Below are 19,013 nucleotides of genomic sequence, written 5' to 3'. Positions count from 1 at the left end.
GATCGAGGACAGGAATACATGTCTGACACGGCTGCGACACTCACGCAGGACCGGCAGAAGCTGGAAATGGCGGCGCTCTCGGCGCCGGCCGTGATCTTCACGGTCGCGATGATCGCATTTCCGGTCGTCTATACGATCTGGCTTGGCTTCCAGACTTTCTCTTCGACCGGCAAGCAGTCCTTTGCCGGCCTTGCCAATTACACGAAGCTGATGTCCGACGTCGAGTTCTGGCATGGGTTGTGGATCACCATTGCGCTGTTCGTGCTCTCGCTGGTGCTGCAGCTCGCCTTCGGCGTCTGGCTTGCGCTGGTACTGTTTCATGCCAAGCGCCTTCCTGGGATCGTGCGATCGCTGTTCATCTCGCCCTTCATGATGCCGCCGGTGGTCGCCGGAATGATGTGGCTCGTGATCCTCGATCCGTCACTGGGCGCGGCCAACTACATCCTGCAATCGCTCGGCCTGCCGCCATCGGACTGGCTGGCGTCGCCGACATGGGTCATTCCGACGGTCGCGCTGATCGATAGCTGGCAGTGGACGCCGTACGTCGCCCTGATCGTGCTCGGCGGCCTGCAATCTCTGCCGCCGAGCGTCTACGAGGCCGCGCAGATCGATGGCGCATCTGCGTTCAAGACCTTCCAACGCATCACGCTGCCGCTGCTGCTGCCGACCATCGTCACTGCAGCCATCCTGCGCAGCGTCGATCTCCTGCGCTTTTTCGACATCATCTACATCACGACCCAGGGCGGGCCCGGCAACGCCTCGAATACGCTCAATATCTACGGCTTCCGGGTCGGCTTCGAATTCTTCAACATCGGCTATGCCAGCGCGTTGATGCTGACGCTGACCGCGATCGTGTTCGGCGCCGTGCTCGCCTTCAACCGCCTGCGCGGCGCGGTGGCGTGGTGATCTCATGACCGACGCAGTCAACACCGACCGCTGGATACGCCGGCTCAACCTGGTGCAGCTCGTGCTGGCCGGCGTCATCATCATGACGCCAACGGTCTGGATGGTGCTGTCCTCCTTCAAGCCGTCCTTCGAGGTGACGGCCTATCCGCCGACACTGATCTTCACGCCGACGCTGGACAATTATGTCGAGCTGACCAAGACGACGCCGTTCCTGAGCTACGCCCTCAACAGCCTGATCGTCACCGTCGGCTCGACGGCGCTCGGGCTCCTGTTCGGAATCCCGGCCGCGTTCGCCGTCTCCTGGACGCGTATTTCGTGGCCGGCGATCCTGACGCTCGCGGCGCGCATGGCACCGGGAACGCTGTTCCTGCTGCCGTGGTACGTCATGTTCCGGCAGGTCGGCATGATCGGGTCGTACACGGCGCTGATCCTCAGCCACGCGGTGATCACGCTCCCGATCGTGATCTGGGTGCTGCTGCCGTCGTTCGATGCCATTCCACGCAGCGTGTTCGAGGCGGCACAGGTCGATGGATGCAGCGTCACGCGAATCCTCTGGCGCATCGCGCTGCCGCTGGTGGCGTCCGGCATCGCCGTCTCGGCCATACTCGCCTTCGTATTCTCTTGGAACTACTTCCTGTTTGCGCTGGTGCTCTCCAATGGCGACACCAAGACGCTGATCGCGGCTGCCTTCAATTTCATCGGCGAAGGCTCGACGCAATGGGGCGCCCTGATGGCCGCGGCGACGCTGATCGCATTGCCGCCGCTGGTACTCGCAGCTCTGGTTCAGCGCTGGCTGGTGTCCGGGCTGACGCTCGGTGCGGTGAAAGGCTAGGTATCTGATGAACGTAACGCCACGTCCGAACGCGATCATGCAGGCTGCGGTGTTCCATGGTCACGAACGCATCACCATCGAGCCGGTACGGATGCCCGACGTTGGGGCAGGCGAGGTGCTGGTGCGGGTCTCGCGCACCGCGCTGTGCGGCTCGGACTTCAAGCTCTGGCACAAAGGCGCCGAGTTCACCGCCGGCCACGAGATTTTTGGCGCCGTCGAGCAGCCCGGTCACCGCCTGCATGGCCGCCGCTGCGCCGTCTATATCCCGCTGCACTGTGACCACTGCGCGGCCTGCAAGCGCGGCGACACCCAGATGTGCCTGGAGGTCTCGAGCCTGATCGGCTGGAACAGGCCGGGCGGCTACGCCGAATACGTGCCGGTGCCCGAGAATTGCCTGCTGCCGGTGCCCGACGATATCGAGGACAGCCTCGCGCCGCTCTTGCTCGACACCATCGGCACCTCCGGCCACGCCGTGCGGTTCGTCAGTCGCGTCGTGCCGCCGGACGAGGTCGGTGCGGTCCTCGTGATGGGAGCGGGCCCTGTCGGTCTCGGCGTCGTGTTGGCGCTCCGCAGTCTCGGCTATGACGACATCCACGTCGCCGATCCGAACGTGGCACGCCTGAATATCGCCCGATCGTTCGGCGCGAAACCGCATCCGATCGGCGACACGTCGAAGCGGTTCGCCCTCATCTTGGAATGCTCCGGCGCGCATGCGGCGCGCAACCTCGGTATCGAGCTGGTCCTGCCGCGCGGGGCGCTGGTGCTGGTCGGAGAGAACGCCGCGCCCTGGACCATCGAGGAAGGCAAGGTGTTCCGTCGCAAGGATTTCTACATGATCCGGACCTTCTACTTCCCCGTCTCGGATTTCGAGCCGAACGTCGAACTGCTGCGCAGGTACAAGGACGAATACCGCGTTCTCGTCGACGGCGAGTTCGGCCTGTCCGCTTTGCCCGAGAATTTCGCCCGCTTCGCCAAGGGCGAGTTGATCAAGCCTGTACTGGCGCTGGACTAAGCGATATGGCCTCGATCTCGATCCGCAACCTTACCAAACGCTACGGCAATTTCACTGTGATCCCGGATCTCAACCTTGAGATCGCGGACCACGAATTCGTGGTTTTCGTTGGCCCGTCCGGTTGCGGCAAGTCGACCTTGCTCCGGATCATCGCAGGCCTCGAGCCGATTTCCTCCGGCGATCTCTACATCGGCGACACGCGCGTCAACGGCGTGCAGGCGGCACAGCGCGACATTGCGATGGTGTTCCAGGATTACGCGCTCTATCCGCACATGCGGGTCTACGACAATATGTCCTTTGCGCTGGAGCTGCGGGGAACGCCGAAAGCGGAGATCGACGCGCGGGTGAAGCGCGCGGCGGCGCTGCTGCACATCGAGCCGTATCTCGACCGCAAGCCGAAGGAGCTCTCCGGCGGCCAGCGCCAGCGCGTCGCCATGGGGCGTGCGATCGTGCGCAATCCAAAAGCCTTCCTGTTCGATGAGCCGCTCTCGAATCTTGACGCCAAGTTGCGCGGGCAGGTGCGCGCCGAGATCAAGGCGCTGTCGCAGGAACTCAAGACCACCATGGTCTTCGTGACGCATGACCAGATCGAGGCCATGACCATGGCCGACCGCATCGTGGTGCTTCAGAGCGGCACGATCCAGCAATACGACACGCCTGAGGCGGTCTACGAGCGGCCGGCCAACCAGTTCGTGGCCGGTTTCATCGGCTCGCCAGCCATGAATTTCTTTCCGGTCGAATGGCGACAGGAGCGTGCGATCCTTTCGCAAGGCGGAACGGTGGTGCCGCTGGGCGAGGAGACGGCGAACGGGCTGCGGCGGGCCGGCAGCGCTGTGCTTGGCATTCGTCCCGAACATTTTGCCGTTGCCACCGATGCGGCGGACGGCATTGCAGTGAATGTCAAGCTCGTTGAGCCGCTCGGCTCGGACACGCTGATCCATTTCGATCTCGCCGGCGCGGCATCCATCGCGCGGGTCGATCCGTCGCTACGACCGAAGGTCGGCGATCGCCTCAGCCTCCGCCCGCAACCCAGCCGGGCGCATCTGTTCGACGCCGCAAACGGGCGGGTCTTGCGGTGAGCTCGCCAGCGAACATTGGAAATCCGTCGGCGCTGGCAGAGCTCGTGTCCAAGGCGGATCGCGTGCAGGTGATTTGCCTCGGGCTGTCGGCGCTCGACCAGATCTGGCGCGTCGACCGGCCGTTCGCCGGTGGAAGCGAGAAGATCAGGGCCGTCGAGTACGGCACGCTCGGCGGCGGCATGGCCGCCAACGCCGCGGTTACGGTTGCAAGGCTCGGCGCGGCGGTCGCGTTCTGGGGCCGGGCAGGCAATGATGCCGCCGGCCAGGAGATGCGGTCCGCCTTCGGCGCCGAGGGCATCGATGTCGAGAATTTCCGGCTGTTTCCCGATGGCCGCTCGTCGGTCTCCGGGATCATCGTCGACAGCTCGGGCGAACGGCAGATCGTCAATTTCCGCGGTCTCTATCCGGAAGCAGCCGACTGGCTGCCGTTGAAGTCGGTTGCCCGCGCATCCTCGGTGCTGGCAGATCCTCGCTGGGTCGAGGGGGCCGCGACGTTGTTCGGTGAAGCCCGCGCGCGCGGGATCCCGACGGTGCTCGACGGCGACATGGCCGATGCCGAGGTGTTCGAGCGGCTGTTGCCCCTGACCGACCACGCAATCTTCTCCGAGCCCGCGCTCACGGCTTTTGGCGGCTCGGCCAAGGATGAAACCCTCGCCGCGCTCGCCCGCTTCGGGTGTCGTATCATCGCTGTGACGCGCGGTGGCGAGGGTGTGAGCTGGTTCGAGAACGGCCGCCTGCACCGACAGGCGGCCTTCGCGGTCGATGCGGTCGACACCACGGGCGCCGGCGACGTCTTCCATGGCGCCTATGCCCTCGCGATCGGCGCCGGTCTCGACGTGCGCGACGCGATGGCGTTTTCGGCTGCGGCGGCCGCGATGAAATGCCGCCACGCAGGCGGACGCAACGGAACCCCCACCATCAACGAGTGTCTTGCATTCATGAGGACGAAGCCATGAGAACGATTGGAAAGAACCGCGGCCTGGCGCGTCTGGCCGACGCGGATGGTCATTTTCGCATGGTCGCGCTGGATCAGCGGCCGCCGCTGTTTGACGCTATTGCGAAAGCAAAGGGGATTGCGCGGGACCAGGTCGAATACTCTGACGTGACGGCGGCAAAGCGTCTGCTCGTGGAGAACCTCGCGCCGCATTGCAGCTCGATGCTGTTCGATCCGAATTTCGCAGTGCCCGCGGCGATCGATCTTCTGCCGCCGCGTTGCGGTCTCATCATGACCCTCGAAGAGCATCGGGTGGATGAGACCTCGGGCGGACGCAAGTCGCGGGCGATCACCGACTGGAGCGTTGAGAAGATCCGCGCCATGGGCGGCGACGCCGTCAAGGTGCTGGCGTGGTACCGGCCGGACGCCGATGCTGCGGTCAACGAGCATCAGAAGCGGTTCGTTCGCGAGATCGGGCAGGATTGCGCCCGTCACGACATTCCCTACGTCCTGGAGCTGCTGGTCTATCCGTTCCTCGGCAGCGCCAATCACACCGCCGACTACGTGGAGTCGCCCGGAAAACTTCCAGGTCTGGTCATCGAGAGCGTGCGCGAGTTCGCCAAGCCGGAATATGGCGTCGACCTTCTGAAGCTGGAGAGCCCGCTGGCGGCCAACAGTCTGCCTGCCCGGGATGGCAGCACTGAGGCGAAAGCCGCGCAGATGGAGTTCGACGCGATCGGCGATATCTGCCGCGCGCGCAGCATCCCCTGGGTGCTGCTCTCCGGCGGTGCTGCCCCGGAGAAATTCGAACGGGTACTCGACTTTTCCTATGCCGCGGGCGCGGGCGGGTTTTTGGCGGGCCGCACGATCTGGCTCGATGCCGTCTTGAAGAATTTCCCGGACCGTGCGGCGGTTGCCGCCAGCCTGCGCAAGGATGGCCTTGGTGTGCTCGAACGGCTCAACGAGCTGACAAAGGCCAAGGGAACGCCGTGGAAGGCGCGCTTTCCCGTATTTACTGATATCAAGCGGGAAGGTGACTTCGCGCGCGCGTACTGAGCTGATGGCCGTTCCGCGTGCTCCGATCCCGATCGCAGGATCTGCAACATGACGTCTGACAGCTTCACTATTCGCTCGATCGAAGCGTTCTGCTATCGCTATCCGTTGGCGACGCCCGTGGTGACGTCGTTCGGCCGCATGCTCAACCGCCCCGCCGTGTTCATTCGCGCCGTCGATGAAGATGGCGTCGAGGGATGGGGCGAGGCCTGGTCGAATTTCCCTGCGCCCGGTGCGGAGCATCGTGCGCGGCTCGTGAACGAGGTGCTCGCGCCCGGTCTCGTCGGGCGCAGGTTCGACGGTCCGGCTCAAGCCTTCGAGAGCCTGACGAGGGGCACCGAAGTGCTGGCGCTGCAATGCGGCGAACCCGGACCGTTTGCGCAGGCGATCGCAGGCATCGATCTCGCGCTATGGGACCTCTCGGCGCGCCGTCGGCGCTTGCCGCTGTGGCGGCTGCTTGGTGGGCACGGCAGCACAATCAAGGTCTATGCCAGTGGCATCAATCCCGGCGGAGCCACGCAGACGGCCGAAGCCGCACTCGAGCGAGGTCATCGCGCGTTGAAGTTGAAGGTCGGATTCGGCGCCGACACCGACCTCGCCAATCTCGCGGCCCTGCGCCAGATCGTCGGCGCGGGCATGCTTGCGGCGGACGCCAATCAGGGCTGGTCGGTCGAACAGGCGCTTCAGATGCTGGATCGGCTTGGCGGGTTCGATTTGCGCTGGCTGGAAGAGCCCATCCGCGCCGATCGGCCACGCGAAGAATGGCTAAGACTGCGGGCAGGCGCGGACATGCCGATTGCGGCCGGCGAGAACATCTCGAGCGCCGAAGGCTTCAGGCAGGTGTTGACCGAGGACGTGCTCGGCGTGGTTCAGCCGGACATCGCGAAATGGGGCGGGCTTACGGTCTGTGTCGGACTGGCGCGTGACATCCTCGACGCGCGCAAGACGTTTTGCCCGCACTATCTCGGCGGCGGCGTTGGACTGCTTGCCTCGGCCCATCTGCTTGCCGGCATCGGAGGGGATGGCTGGCTGGAGGTCGACGCCAACGACAATCCGTTGCGCGATTTGTTTTGCGGCTCCCTGGTCGACGTGCGTGAAGGCATGGTTCAGCTGAGTGACGACCCGGGGCTCGGAACAGTGCCGGATCTTTCAGCTATCGAGCGCTATCGCAGCATCTAGATCAGTGCGGGTGTTCTTCGCCTAAAGTACCTCGGCCAAAGATTGGCCGTGCAGCTCGATGTTCAATCCGCGCATGCCGAGGTCGTTGATCTCGCCGCCCATCGCCTTCAGGCTCTCCTCGCGGATCAGTGACATCAGCCCGCGGCGCAGCGCCAAAAATTCCGAGGACATCATCATCGATTGCTGCCGCGGCCGTTCCAGCGGAATTGGGATCTCCGCCTTGATTGAGCCGGGGCGTGCGGTCATGCAGTAGACGCGGTCGGAGAGGAAGATCGCCTCGTCGATGTCGTGGGTGACGAACAGCACCGAGATCTTCAGCCGCTGCCACATGTTGGTGAGGATCTGCTGCATGATGACGCGGGTCTGGGCGTCGAGTGCACCGAAGGGCTCGTCCAGCAGCAGCACTTTCGGCCCCGTGGCGAGCGCGCGGACGATGCCGACGCGCTGCTTCATGCCGCCGGAGAGCTTTTCCGGATAGTGCTTCTCGAAGGCCTCCAGGCCCGCCAGCCCGAGCAGCGTCCGGGCGGCGCGCTCACGCTGCGAGCGCGGCATGCCGCGCATCTTCAGTCCGAACTCGACGTTCTCCCGCACCGTCTTCCAGGGGAACAGCGAATATTGCTGGAACACCATGCCGCGCTCGGCGCTGGGACCACTCACACGCTCACCGTCGACGGTGACGATCCCTGTGGTGGGTTTAAGGAAGCCCGCGACCGCGTTGAGCAGCGTCGATTTTCCGCAGCCGGAGGGCCCGACGATCGAGACGAATTCGCCTGGCTTCACATGGATCTGTGTATCAGTGACGGCCTGGACCGGTCCCTCGATGCTGTCATAGCTGAGGGAAAAGCTCCTGACTTCGATATGGCCTTGCGGTGCCTTGGCGGGGATCTCGCTCATTTCGCTCTCCACGGCATCACCAATTGTCCGGCGCCCCGGATCAGCAGGCTCGATCCCAGGCCGAGAACGCCAATTGCGATCATGCCGAGCGCGATGTCGGCGTACTGGACCAGCGAATAGGCTTCCCAGGTGAAGTAGCCGATGCCGTATTGGCCGGAGATCATCTCGGCCGCGATCAGCGATACCCAGGCTACACCCATGCCGACCGTGAGGCCGGTGAAGATGTGCGGCAGTGATGCCAGGAAATACACCTCGCGGAAGATCGAGCGCTCCCGCGCGCCGAGGCATTGTGCTGCGCGCACTAGCACGGGATCGACCAGCGTCATGCCGTGAAGTGTGTTCACCAGGATCGGGAAGAACGAGCCGAGGAAGGTGATGTAGACGATGCTCTGCTCGTTGGTCGGCCACAGCATGATCGCCATCGGCACCCAGGCGATTGCCGGGATCGGTCGCAGCACTTCTGCGACCGGGAAGATGACCTCATGGACGAGCTTGAAGCGACCCATCACCAGACCGAGCGGCACCCCGACGATGGCTGCGAGGGAGAAGCCGACGAGGATGCGCCGGCAGCTCAAGACGATGTGCATCAGGAATTTGGGATCGTGGATCGCCTTGATGAAGCTGGCATAGACCGCGAGCGGCGAGGGCACATTGGTGAAGCGCACGAAGAGCACGACGCGATAGGTCGTGAGCAGGTGCCAGGCCAGGAGGAATGCCAGCAGCGAGGTGATGCCGATCGCGATCGCGCGCAGGCCGTTGCGATTCAATCGGTACCAGCGCAACGCGAGCGTGCCGAAGGAGGGCGGGGTGGCGACGGGCTCCGGGCCCGCCTCTGCAATGGCTGTTGCCGGCATGCTGTCCTCGGGATGTCTGAGGATGGCGGGGCTGCTCACGTCTTGCCTCCGCCGACCGCCGCCTTCACCGCGTCGTCGAAGCCCAGCACCTTGCCGCCGATCTTGGCGGCATGGGCTTCGGCGTCCTTCTTCAGCAGGAACGGCGCGACGTCGCCATCGCCGACGGCGAAGAAGGCCTGGTCGGCGAACAGCTTGATGCCGCGCGTGGTGTCGAAGACGTAGGCGACGTTGATCTTCTTGCCCTTGGCCTTGAAGTCGGCATAGGCCCCCAGGGTGCACGCCGCGGACGCAAACGGCATGATGCCGGCATCATCCACCCAGACCTCGCCGGCCTTGCGCGGATCGGTGATCGGCTTCTTGCAGAAGGCGTCTTCTCCGGCGATCTCGTAATTCTTGGTGCTCGCGAGCTGCGCGTCGTAATCGAGCTTCATCTCGGCATAGGCTTTGCGGATATAGCCATCGTCGACCCATTTTTTCGGATCGAATTCCTTCATCCGGCCGAGATTTTGCAGAACCTTGACGTCGGCGGTGGCGGCGTCGATCAACGCAGGCTTGACCGTGGGATCGGTGGTCATGTTGCCGCTGGGCCCCAGGAAGATGTACACCACTTCCCTGCTGATGCCGGTCCATTCCTGGATCTTCTCCGCGGCGCGCTTGGGATCGTCGCGCAGCCACTGATTGGCGGCGATGACCGCCTTCAGATAGGCGGTCACGACCTCCGGGTATTTGTCGGCGAAATCGGTGCGAACCACGATGCCGTGGAAGGTCGGTACGTTGGTCTCGACGCCGTCAAAGATCTTCCGCGCGAAGCCGCGGAACGGCAGCAGCTCGGCAAAGGGAACGAAGTCGGCATGCGCGTCGATCTTCTTTTCCTGGAGATTGGTCGAGCCGACCTCCGGGCTCTGGCTGACGAGCTGGAAGAAGTCGGACGTGTAGCCACGGTCCTGCATCGCCTTCAGCACCATGCCATGGGCCGCGGAGCCGAACGGTACACTGACGAGCTTGCCCTTGAGATCGGCGAGATCGTAATAGGGCGAGTCCTTGTGAACGACGATGCCGTTGCCGGAGCCGGACAGGCTGTAGGCGGCGATACCGATCAGCCGGCTCTTGCTCTCGGGGTTACTTTCGAAGGTGAAGCCGTTCACGATCAGCGGATAGTCGCCCATCATGCCGATCTGCAGCTTGTTCGCCATAATCGCGTTGGTGACGGGCGGGCCGGAGGTGAAGTTCTGCCACTCCAGCTCGAACTTGATGTTGCTGTATTTGCCGTCTTTAGGCAGATATTTCTCGAGCAGGTGCAATTGGCGGATGACGACACCGGCCGTCACCGTGTTGGTTGTCGTATCCTGCGTTCCGATGCCGAGCGTGACGGTTTCCGCCGAGGCCGGCTGCGCGACCAGAAGGGCCAGCGACGTCACCGACGTCGCGATCGAGAGCGTGGAAAGACGGCGGACCATTCTCATCCTCATTCGGTTGGATGTGCTGTGGTTGCCATGATTGGGTGAGGGCCCGGACAGGGCAAATCCGGATTGAGCGCTGCAGTCGATTAGTTGCCGGGAAAAGCTGATTGCATACTCCTTGAGCAGTTCTGCACTATAAAGCCGCTTGCCTGTGCAGGGGCGATGGTCGCAAATTCGGTCAATCGGATGCGTGGCCGCGCATCTCCTCCAGCACGTCCGTCCGGCAGACCACGATCTGTGATCGCTTGGTTTGCACGATTCCCTTCTCCTGCATCCGCTTCAGGCTGATCGTGACCCATTGCCTGGTGGCACCGACCATGTGCGCAATGTCGGCATGGGTGAAGGCGGCCGCGATCACCCTGCCATCGGCGTCCTCGACGCCATAGAGCTCGACGAGGTGCAGCAGCAGATGCGCAAGGCGCTGCGTGATCGAGCGCGTTCCCAGCATCTGGGCGAGAGCCGAATAGCATTTGCCCTTGAACGTCAGCCCTTCGATCAGGCCGATCGCAAGGTTCGGGATCTCCACGGCAAGCGACCGCAGCTCCTTTCCGGGAAGATGCACGACGCTGCAATTGCTGGACGCAACACCGGACCATTGATGCACGGTGCCTTCGAACACTTCCGGCCCGCCGACGAAATTGCCGACATGCCAATAGGCCAACGTGATCTCGCGCCCGAGCGGGGAGGTGTAGAACACCCGGATACGGCCGCTATCGATCAGCCAGATGCCGTCATGCTTGCCGCCCTGGCTGAACAGCGTCTGGCCGCGGTTGAGCACTTTTCGGCGGCCCTGCTTCAGCACCTGCTCCCGCTCGCGCGGGGAGAGCTTGTCCATCAGCGGCGGGGGCCCGCCGATCCATTGCTGGTCCTCGGTGAGCAGCAGCGAGGAGCTGCCTGCAGGCCGGACTGCCGGGGGAACAGCCCCGCGAACTGCATTCGCCGCCTGCAACATCATCTGCCTCCGGAACGTTCAAATCGTTCTAAAGAGGAGCAATGTCCGTGCCAGATGGGGGCGCGGTTCGTTGGTGGCATGTTGGCGCCAACTACTCCGCTGTCATCGCCCGCGAAGGCGGGCGATCAAGTATTCCAGAGACGTCAATGGGATACCGAGGGGCCGCGGCGTACTGGATTCCCCGCTTTCGCGGGGAACGACAGTGGAGCAGAGGAGCGGCCGAGGGCTTACCGCCCCGCCAAGCTCAGCAGATACGGCTTCGGGTAAATTCCCCGATTATGTCCGTCCGAGAACGAGATGTTCAGCCCATAGCCGAGGTCGCCGATCTCGGTGATGGCGATACCGGGAAAGTGCTCGGGGAAACGGCCGTCGAAGCGGGCGCGGGTGCAGTGGGCGCATTTGCAGGAGAGGCGAAGTTTTTCGGCAGGGACGCTCAGCGCGTCGTCCAGTGTGGTGCGGACGAGGAGCGTCGCCAGATCGGCGCTCGCTTCGTAGTCGGCCACGGTCGGTACTACCAAGGTCATGGTCATGACGTATCTCCGACCCTCTTCTACGGCGTCGCAGACGAGTGCGGATAGCAACTAGTTGCCAACGCCGGCTGCTCTCCGATCATCGCCCGCGAAATGTGAAACTAATCGACCGGGAATTTCACTTCCGCGTTGCCGGATTCCCGTCTCTCCGAAACCTTGTGCGCGATCGAGGCACGGAGACGAGGATGAGCGCATTTCAGAAAGAGACGGTTTTGTCGGTCCGGCACTGGACCGAATCCCTGTTCAGCTTCACGGCGACGCGCGATCCCGGCTTTCGCTTCCAGAACGGCCAGTTCGCCATGATCGGGCTGGAGGTCGAGGGCAAGCCCTTGATGCGGGCCTACAGCATGGCGAGTGCCAATCACGAGGAAGCGCTCGAGTTCTTCTCGATCAAGGTGCAGGACGGTCCGCTGACCTCGCGCCTCCAGAAGATCAGCGAAGGCGACATCATCCTGGTCGGCCGGAAGGCGACGGGGACGTTGATCACCGGCAACCTCATTCCGGGAAAGCGCCTCCTGCTGCTTTCGACCGGCACGGGGCTCGCGCCGTTCGCCAGCCTGATCAAGGACCCCGACGTCTACGAGAACTACGAGACGATCGTGCTCGCCCATGGCTGCCGCCAAGTCTCTGAGCTCGCCTATGGCGAGCACGTGGAAGGCCTCCGCAATCACGAGTTCTTCGGACCGCTGATCCGCGACAAGCTCGTCTACTATCCGACCGTCACCCGCGAGCCGTTCAGGAATCGTGGCCGCATCACCGATCTGATCGCCTCGGGCCAGCTCTTCGACGATATCGGGCAGGGCAGCCTCGATATCGAGACCGACCGCATCATGCTCTGCGGCAGCCCGGCGATGCTGGAGGAGCTCCCCGCGATGTTCTCCGCGCGTGGCTTCGTCGAAGGAAACCACAGCCGGCCCGGCCATTTCGTGATTGAGAAAGCCTTCGTCGAGCGCTGAGGCGCAAATCGCGTCCCGGCGACAACTAATTGCTATCGCCGCGACGCCCTCTGAACAAATCTGATGCAAAGGCGCCGGAAATGCCGGCGAACCAGGAGCAAGCGATGGCACTAGATCAGATCGTCGACGGACTTTCGGAGGTTTCCTGCGATGTGCTGGTCATCGGCGGCGGCACGGCCGGCCCGATGGCGGCGCTGAAGGCGAAGCTGAAGAATCCGAAGGCCAATGTCGTCCTGCTCGAAAAGGCCAACGTCAAGCGCTCCGGCGCGATCTCGATGGGCATGGACGGCTTGAATAACGCCGTCATCCCCGGCTATGCGACACCGGAGCAGTACACCAAGGAAATCACCATCGCCAATGACGGCATCGTCGACCAGAAGGCGGTCTATAAGTACGCGCAGAACTGCTACGGCATCATCGAAGAGCTCGACAGCTTCGGCATCCGCTTCCTGAAGAACGAGAACGGCGACTACGCCGTCAAGAAGGTGCATCATATCGGCACCTACGTCCTGCCGATGCCGAACGGCGAGACCGTGAAGAAGGCGCTCTACCGCCAGCTCCGGCGCGCCCGCATCCTGATCTCCAATCGCTACATGGCGACGCGTCTGCTCAAGTCGGCAGATGGGCGCATCGCTGGCGCAGTCAGCGTCAATACGCGTACCGCAGAAATGCTGGTGATCAAGGCCAAGGCCGTCATCCTGTGCATGGGCGCCGCCGGCCGCCTGGGTCTGCCGACCTCCGGCTACATGTTCGGAACCTACGAGAATGCTGCCAATTCCGGCGACGGCTATTCGATGGCCTATCACGCCGGCGCCGCGCTTGCGAACCTCGAATGCTACCAGATCAATCCGCTGATCAAGGATTACAACGGTCCCGCCTGCGCCTATGTCGCCGGTCCCTTCGGCGCCTTTACCGCCAACAACGAGGGATCGCGCTTCATCGAATGTGACTACTGGTCCGGACAGATGATGCTCGAATTCTACAACGAGCTGCTGTCGGGTAAGGGCCCGGTGTTCCTCCAGCTCAAGCATCTCCACCCGGATACGATCTCGGAAATCGAATCCACGCTGCACAAGGTGGAGCGGCCGACGCGTGGCCTGTTCCAGCAGGGACGCGGGGTCGATTACCGCAACGATTCGATCGAGATGCACATCTCCGAGATCGGCTTCTGCTCCGGCCATAGCGCCTCAGGCGTGTTCGTCGACGACAATGCGCGCACCACCGTGCCCGGCCTCTACGCCGCCGGCGACATGGCGAGTGTGCCGCACAATTACATGCTCGGCGCCTTCACCAACGGCGCGGTGGCCGGCATCGACGCGATGGAGTTCGCCGACAGCCACGACTTCGCGGAGTTCGATGCCGCCGACGTGGCCAGGGAGCGCGACCGCGTGATGGCGCCGACCAGGCGCGAGGACGGCATTCCGCCGAACCAGGTCGAGTACAAGACGCGCCGCCTCGTCAACGACTATCTCCAGCCGCCGAAGGTCACGCGCAAATACGAGATCGGCATGCGCCGCCTCGCCGAGGCGCGGCAAGACATGCAGGAGCATATGATTGCACGTAACGCACACGAGCTGCTCCGCGCGCTTGAAGTGCAGTCGATCATGGATTGCGCCGACATGGCGGTACATGCCTCTTTGTATCGCGAGGAGAGCCGCTGGGGCCTCTATCACTGGCGCACGGATTTCCCGGAGAAGGACAACGAGAACTGGTTCTGCCACACCCTGCTGAGCAAACAGAACGGCAGGATGACCAGTGAGAAGCGCGCGGTCGAGCCCTATGTCGTCCCGATCGCGGACGACGAGAAGGACCTCTACGACAAGCAGCGCATCCGCGCGACCGCCTGATCCATCGCCAACGACAAGCAACAGGAGATCAACGATGCCTCTCGCGTCTTATCAGACATCGGTTCCGGTGGTCGTCGACGACGCCAAATGCATCGCCGACAAGGGCTGCACCGTCTGCGTCGACGTCTGCCCGCTCGACGTACTCCGCATCAGCGACATGACCAACAAGGCCTACATGGCCTATGACGAGTGCTGGTACTGCATGCCCTGCGAGGCCGATTGCCCGACCGGCGCCGTCACCGTGAACATTCCCTATCTCTTGAGGTAGTCATGTCGAGCCCGTTCGAATCCTATGACGATCTCGAAGACGCCGACGAGCGGTTGCAGGCCGCAGATCCGGCCGAGCGGCGCGTCGCCATCATCGCGCTCGGCCATTCCGGCGATGCGGCCGCGGTCGCGCATCTCGCCAACATGGTGGCAGATCCCGACGCGGGCGTGCGCCAGCAGGTCGCGATGGCGCTCGGCGAGTTCGACGGGCAGGAGGCGGCGAGTGCACTCGTCAAGCTGCTCGTCGACCCTGAGAGAATCGTGGCCTCGGCCGCAGCCGACAGTTTGGCCGAATTCAAGGACCCCGCTTGCGCCGAAATCATCCTGCCGCTGGTCAAGCATGCTCACGCCTTCGTCCGCATGGGCGCGCTGCGCGCGCTCAAGGAGTTGCGTCGCAAGGACACGCTGAAGCCTGCGCTGGAAGCGCTCCAGGATGGCGACGCGGCCGTCCGCGTGCAGGCGATCGGCGTCATCGGTTTCCTGAAGCTCGAAGAGTCGATCCCGGCGCTCACCGCGCTGATCCATGATCCCGACGCCCATGTGCGCCGCGCCGCGGTGAGCGCGCTCGCCTTCTCGCAGATGAAGCCGGCGGCAGAGACGATCACCCGCGCACTCAGGGATGCCGACTGGATGGTCCGGGAGATGGCAGCCGAGACGCTCGGGCTCAACGTCAATGGTTCGCTCGCCGCCGATCAGCTTATGGTCTCACTTGCCGACGAGTTTTGGCAGGTGCGGCTCAAGGCGATCCGCAGCCTCGGCAAGATGAAGGTCGAGCGCGCCCTGCGTCCGATCGGTAACTGCATCAACCATGAGCAGGCGAATTTGCGGAAGGAGGCGGCTGCCGCGCTCGGCGAGATCGCCGCTCCCGAAGGCGAGGCATACCTCGTGGTGATCGCCAACGATCCCGATCCTGACGTGCGCAAGAACGCGCGCTGGGCGCTCCAGCAGATCGCCGCGCGCAAAGGGAAGGCGGGGCCGTAGGGCGAAAGGGTCAGTACAACTTCGTTGTACCGTTGTGCCAAGCCGCGACATGCACCCTGGAGCATGCACACCGGAGCTCACGCCGGCCATGCCTGTCCGCCACCGTCGATGCGCAGCACCTGACCCGAGACGAAGGCGCCCATGGGTCCGGCGAAGAATTCGACGACCCGGGCGACCTCGTCGACGGTCGCGATACGGTCGAGCGTGCCGGTCTCGACCATCCTGTCAGGATCGACTGCACGGGTGCCGAGAAATCGGCCGGTGCGGGTGTCACCGGGCGCGATGCAGTTGACGGCGATGTCGTAGGCGCGGAGCTGGTCGGCGAGGCAACGCGTGTAATGCGTCACGCCGGCCTTCGCCACCGCATAGATCGAGCCGTGAGTGCGCCCCTTGAAAGCGGCGACCGAGCCGAGCGTGACAATGCGGCCGCGCCGCCGCTCCATCATGCCCTTCGCGACTGCCTGGCAGGTCAGGATGGTCGAGAGCAAATTGCGCTCCAGCACCGCGCGTACGTCGGCCTCCCTGATGTTTACGGCGTCGTTCGGATCGGGCTTGCCGCCGGTAGCCGCGATGTCGCCACCGGCATTGTGCACGAGGATATCGATCGGACCGAGCGAGCTTTCCGCTTCGGCGATCACGCGCGCGATGTCCTCTCCCTCCGTGAGATCGCCAAGCACGCGTTGGCTGCGGACGCCATAGTCTTTGCCGATTTCCGCGGCCACCGCGGTCAGCGTGGTGCCCTCGCCATATTCTGCCGGCCCGTTCTCGCGCATGCCGTGGATGGCGACGTCGGTGCCGAGCGCGGCAAGCTTCTCTGCAAAGGCGCGGCCGAGCCCGCGTCCGGCGCCCGTCACCAACGCGACTTGACCAGCCAAGACCTTCGTTCCGTCATGCGATGCCATGATCTTCTCCTTGTTATGAAATGTCAGTCCGCCGCAAGGTCGAGGCCGATTGCCAGCGCCTGCACCAGGCACATCGGCGCCACCAGCGTGCGCAGCGCCGGCTCGGGCATGTCCTGGATCTCGAAGACGACGCTCGCGCCTTCGACGATCGGGCTCAGCAGGCTGTCTGTTATCGATATCGTGGGCACGCTGCGCGCGACAAGCTCGGGGAATAGCCGTGCCGTGTCGGGATAATAGTTTCGGAAGCTGATCGCGACCAGCGCGTCATCCGCGGTGGCCGCGTGCGACTGCTCATGAATGCTGCCACCGACGCCGTCGAGCAGCACAACGCGGCGTCCGAGCTTGCGCAAGACGTAGGCGAGGTGGATCGCGACCGGAAACGAGCCGCCGAGGCCGAGCAGATAGATGTCGCGCGCTTTCGCAAGGATCGCCGTCGCTGCCTCGAGCTCGCGCGTGTGCACGGACTGACTGAGCGTCACCAGCGCCGATTGCGCCTCCGAGACGAAGCGCGACAGCACCGCGGCCGGCTGGCGGCCGAGCACCGATTTCTCCTCACTCTTCATGCGGGCGAGCCGCGCCTTGTAGCTTGGCGCGACGCCGGCGACGAGGCGGGAGCGGAACACCTGTTGCATTTCGGTGAAGCCGCCAAATCCGAGCGCATGGGCGAAGCGAACGATCGCCGAGGGCGGCACGCCCGAGCGCTGTGCGACCTCCGCCACGGTGCCGAGTGCGACATCGGTCGGATGATCGAGCACGAATTCTGCGATTTGCTGCAGCCGGCCCGATAGGGCGCGGTGCCGCTGCGCAATCGCGCCGCGCAGCTCGTCGTAACTCATCACGCCCTGGGCCTTGTTCATCGAGTCGGGTCTCCGGATCGGCCACCTGTTTAACGGCATTTCACCGTTTGGATCAAATATTCTACTTTACTTCGTTGTTGGAATGAATATTCTAAACGCACAAAAAGAGCAAAAACGTCGAAACGGGGAGGAAGCGATGAGAGTGCGTCAGATCTCACGGCGAAGCGTTTTGAAGGGCAGCTTGATGGCGAGCGTCATCGGCGGCACCGGCAGCTTCTTCGGGCCGTGGCGGGAGAACCATGCCTGGGCGCAGGGAGCAAAGCCGATCAAGCTCGGCCTGACATGCGATGCCAGCGGTCAATATGGCAACAGCGGCCAGGATGATTTCCGCGGCATCAAGATGGCAATCGACGAGTTCAACGCCAGAGGCGGCGTGCTCGGGCGACAGGTGACGTTCATCACCGCAGACACTGAGACGACGCCGGCAACCGGCAGCCGCGTCGCCGAGCGCTTCATCACCCGCGAGGACTGCACCATCCTGATCGGCGCGCTGCATTCCGGCGTCGCCAATGCCATCACCCAGGTCGCCAGCAAATACGGCGTGATCTACATGAACACGAATTCCTCGGCGCCAAGCGAAGCCGGAGAGAACTGCTCGCGTGTCAAGTTTGTCTGGGACGGCAACGGCACCAATTTTTCCAAGGCATCGGTCAAGAACGCGGTCGATTCCATCGGCAAGAACTGGATGTTGCTCACCAACGACTATGTCTGGGGCCATACGACCTCCGCCGCGACCAAGGCGCAGGTCGAGGCTGCCGGCGGCAAGATCATCGACAATCTCCTGGTGCCGCAGAATACGCGCGACTTCACCGCGTATCTCCTTAAGATCCAGCAAGCAAAACCCGACGTGGTCGCGACCGCGATTGGCGGTGACGACATCAAGGCGCTCCGCGAGCAGGTGGCGCAGCTCAAGCTCGACGGCAAACCCGCCTGGATCAACAACCAGCAGGACTGGCCCGACGTGTGGGGCGCGCCAGACAGCCTGTTCGGCGTGTTCGGCACCACCTGGTATCACAAGCTGCAACTGCCTGGCGTCGCCGAGTTTGTGAAGAAGTGGCAGGCTGCCAACAAGGACGGTCCGATCCCGGTGCCGGGGAACGTCTCCTACAACGGATATATGTCGACGCGCGAACTGCTCCGGGCGATCGAGCGGGCAGGGTCGACCAACAACGTCAAGATCATCAAAGAGCTCGAGAACCTGAAAGTCTCCGCGACCGACCGAATGCAGCATTTCGATGCCTACATGGATCCGGTGACGCATCAGATGCAGCAGACGATCTATCTGGCGCGGCGCAACGCCAAGCCGGCGGACAACACTGATCTGTTCGAAATTATCAGCTGGACCGAACCGAAATCGGCCGCCGATGACGCCGCGCCCACCAAGTGCAAGCTCACGCCTTATGAGCAGGTGCCGACCGTCGATTCCTGAGGAGACGGGTCGTCAAGTCGCAGAACGATGGCGCCGCCAGCGCGGCGCCATCCGCGCCCCGGCCCTGGAAAGACAGTTGCGAGACCAGA

General features: G+C 63.6%; 19 protein-coding genes. 12 read left to right on the top strand and 7 right to left on the bottom strand.

Annotation, left to right across the window (positions count from 1 at the left end):
- Positions 1–18 precede the first annotated feature (18 nt).
- Genes RAD04_RS33675 through RAD04_RS33645 form a run of 7 tightly spaced genes read left to right on the top strand, consistent with a single transcriptional unit; the run spans position 19 to position 6,995 of the window.
- Positions 19–906 carry a carbohydrate ABC transporter permease gene (locus RAD04_RS33675; protein WP_461627243.1) on the top strand — a complete coding sequence of 296 codons (888 nt, stop codon included), beginning with the start codon at positions 19–21 and terminating at the stop codon, positions 904–906.
- A 4-nt stretch (positions 907–910) separates the two neighbouring features.
- Positions 911–1,738 (top strand): carbohydrate ABC transporter permease, encoded by an 828-nt coding sequence (locus tag RAD04_RS33670; protein ID WP_461627242.1) that lies wholly within the window; start codon positions 911–913, stop codon positions 1,736–1,738.
- A gap of 7 nt (positions 1,739–1,745) precedes the next feature.
- The gene (locus RAD04_RS33665; RefSeq protein ID WP_461627241.1) at positions 1,746–2,750 is read left to right on the top strand and encodes a zinc-dependent alcohol dehydrogenase family protein; all 1,005 of its coding nucleotides are present in this window, start codon (positions 1,746–1,748) and stop codon (positions 2,748–2,750) included.
- A 5-nt stretch (positions 2,751–2,755) separates the two neighbouring features.
- Positions 2,756–3,829, top strand: a complete 1,074-nt coding sequence (locus RAD04_RS33660) for an ABC transporter ATP-binding protein (RefSeq protein ID WP_461627240.1) — start codon at positions 2,756–2,758, stop codon at positions 3,827–3,829.
- A gap of 44 nt (positions 3,830–3,873) precedes the next feature.
- Entirely contained in the window at positions 3,874–4,785 is a 912-nt protein-coding gene (locus RAD04_RS33655; RefSeq protein ID WP_461627239.1) for a sugar kinase, read from the top strand.
- Entirely contained in the window at positions 4,782–5,819 is a 1,038-nt protein-coding gene (locus RAD04_RS33650) for a tagatose 1,6-diphosphate aldolase (RefSeq protein WP_461627238.1), read from the top strand. The genes RAD04_RS33655 and RAD04_RS33650 overlap by 4 nt, the downstream gene beginning before the upstream one ends.
- Before the next feature lie 48 nt (positions 5,820–5,867).
- Positions 5,868–6,995, top strand: a complete 1,128-nt coding sequence (locus tag RAD04_RS33645) for a mandelate racemase/muconate lactonizing enzyme family protein (RefSeq protein ID WP_461627237.1) — start codon at positions 5,868–5,870, stop codon at positions 6,993–6,995.
- A 21-nt stretch (positions 6,996–7,016) separates the two neighbouring features.
- Here the strand turns inward: RAD04_RS33645 and RAD04_RS33640 are convergent, their stop codons facing one another.
- The 5 genes from RAD04_RS33640 to RAD04_RS33620 all read right to left on the bottom strand — a co-directional run bounded on the left by RAD04_RS33640 (position 7,017) and on the right by RAD04_RS33620 (position 11,679).
- Positions 7,017–7,889 carry an ABC transporter ATP-binding protein gene (locus RAD04_RS33640; RefSeq protein WP_177237457.1) on the bottom strand — a complete coding sequence of 291 codons (873 nt, stop codon included), beginning with the start codon at positions 7,887–7,889 and terminating at the stop codon, positions 7,017–7,019.
- Positions 7,886–8,782, bottom strand: a complete 897-nt coding sequence (locus RAD04_RS33635) for an ABC transporter permease (RefSeq protein ID WP_461627236.1) — start codon at positions 8,780–8,782, stop codon at positions 7,886–7,888. Before RAD04_RS33635 ends, RAD04_RS33640 begins: the two co-directional genes overlap by 4 nt.
- Complete coding sequence (locus RAD04_RS33630) at positions 8,779–10,200, bottom strand: ABC transporter substrate-binding protein (RefSeq protein ID WP_461627235.1); 1,422 nt, start codon at positions 10,198–10,200, stop codon at positions 8,779–8,781. The genes RAD04_RS33635 and RAD04_RS33630 overlap by 4 nt, the downstream gene beginning before the upstream one ends.
- A 181-nt stretch (positions 10,201–10,381) precedes the next feature.
- Complete coding sequence (locus tag RAD04_RS33625) at positions 10,382–11,158, bottom strand: Crp/Fnr family transcriptional regulator (protein ID WP_461627234.1); 777 nt, start codon at positions 11,156–11,158, stop codon at positions 10,382–10,384.
- A 224-nt stretch (positions 11,159–11,382) separates the two neighbouring features.
- The gene (locus RAD04_RS33620) at positions 11,383–11,679 is read right to left on the bottom strand and encodes a gamma-butyrobetaine hydroxylase-like domain-containing protein (RefSeq protein ID WP_165637140.1); all 297 of its coding nucleotides are present in this window, start codon (positions 11,677–11,679) and stop codon (positions 11,383–11,385) included.
- A 191-nt stretch (positions 11,680–11,870) separates the two neighbouring features.
- Between RAD04_RS33620 and RAD04_RS33615 the strand changes: the two genes are divergently transcribed.
- The 4 genes from RAD04_RS33615 to RAD04_RS33600 all read left to right on the top strand — a co-directional run bounded on the left by RAD04_RS33615 (position 11,871) and on the right by RAD04_RS33600 (position 15,736).
- Positions 11,871–12,641 (top strand): ferredoxin--NADP reductase, encoded by a 771-nt coding sequence (locus RAD04_RS33615; RefSeq protein ID WP_461627233.1) that lies wholly within the window; start codon positions 11,871–11,873, stop codon positions 12,639–12,641.
- A 104-nt stretch (positions 12,642–12,745) separates the two neighbouring features.
- Positions 12,746–14,488, top strand: a complete 1,743-nt coding sequence (locus RAD04_RS33610; protein WP_461627232.1) for a fumarate reductase/succinate dehydrogenase flavoprotein subunit — start codon at positions 12,746–12,748, stop codon at positions 14,486–14,488.
- A gap of 34 nt (positions 14,489–14,522) precedes the next feature.
- The gene (locus RAD04_RS33605; protein WP_007593252.1) at positions 14,523–14,756 is read left to right on the top strand and encodes a 4Fe-4S dicluster domain-containing protein; all 234 of its coding nucleotides are present in this window, start codon (positions 14,523–14,525) and stop codon (positions 14,754–14,756) included.
- A gap of 2 nt (positions 14,757–14,758) precedes the next feature.
- On the top strand, positions 14,759–15,736 hold the full coding sequence (locus RAD04_RS33600) for a HEAT repeat domain-containing protein (protein ID WP_461627231.1): 978 nt from the start codon (positions 14,759–14,761) through the stop codon (positions 15,734–15,736).
- Between the two features lie 77 nt (positions 15,737–15,813).
- On the opposite strand, the gene RAD04_RS33595 is transcribed toward RAD04_RS33600, so the two are convergent.
- Together RAD04_RS33595 and RAD04_RS33590 are read right to left on the bottom strand one after the other, a co-directional pair.
- A complete protein-coding gene (locus RAD04_RS33595) occupies positions 15,814–16,638 on the bottom strand; it encodes an SDR family NAD(P)-dependent oxidoreductase (protein ID WP_461627230.1) in 825 nt (274 codons plus the stop codon).
- A gap of 23 nt (positions 16,639–16,661) precedes the next feature.
- Positions 16,662–17,495 (bottom strand): MurR/RpiR family transcriptional regulator, encoded by an 834-nt coding sequence (locus RAD04_RS33590; protein ID WP_461620891.1) that lies wholly within the window; start codon positions 17,493–17,495, stop codon positions 16,662–16,664.
- Positions 17,496–17,631: 136 nt separating this feature from the next.
- On the opposite strand from RAD04_RS33590, the gene RAD04_RS33585 reads away from it, so the two are divergent.
- Positions 17,632–18,924 (top strand): ABC transporter substrate-binding protein, encoded by a 1,293-nt coding sequence (locus tag RAD04_RS33585; RefSeq protein WP_461627229.1) that lies wholly within the window; start codon positions 17,632–17,634, stop codon positions 18,922–18,924.
- Positions 18,925–19,013 lie beyond the last annotated feature (89 nt).

Source organism: Bradyrhizobium sp. 25ACV (assembly GCF_054863005.1).
The sequence above is the reverse complement of the archived record's forward strand: the minus strand, read 5'-3'. Positions and strand labels throughout refer to the sequence as shown.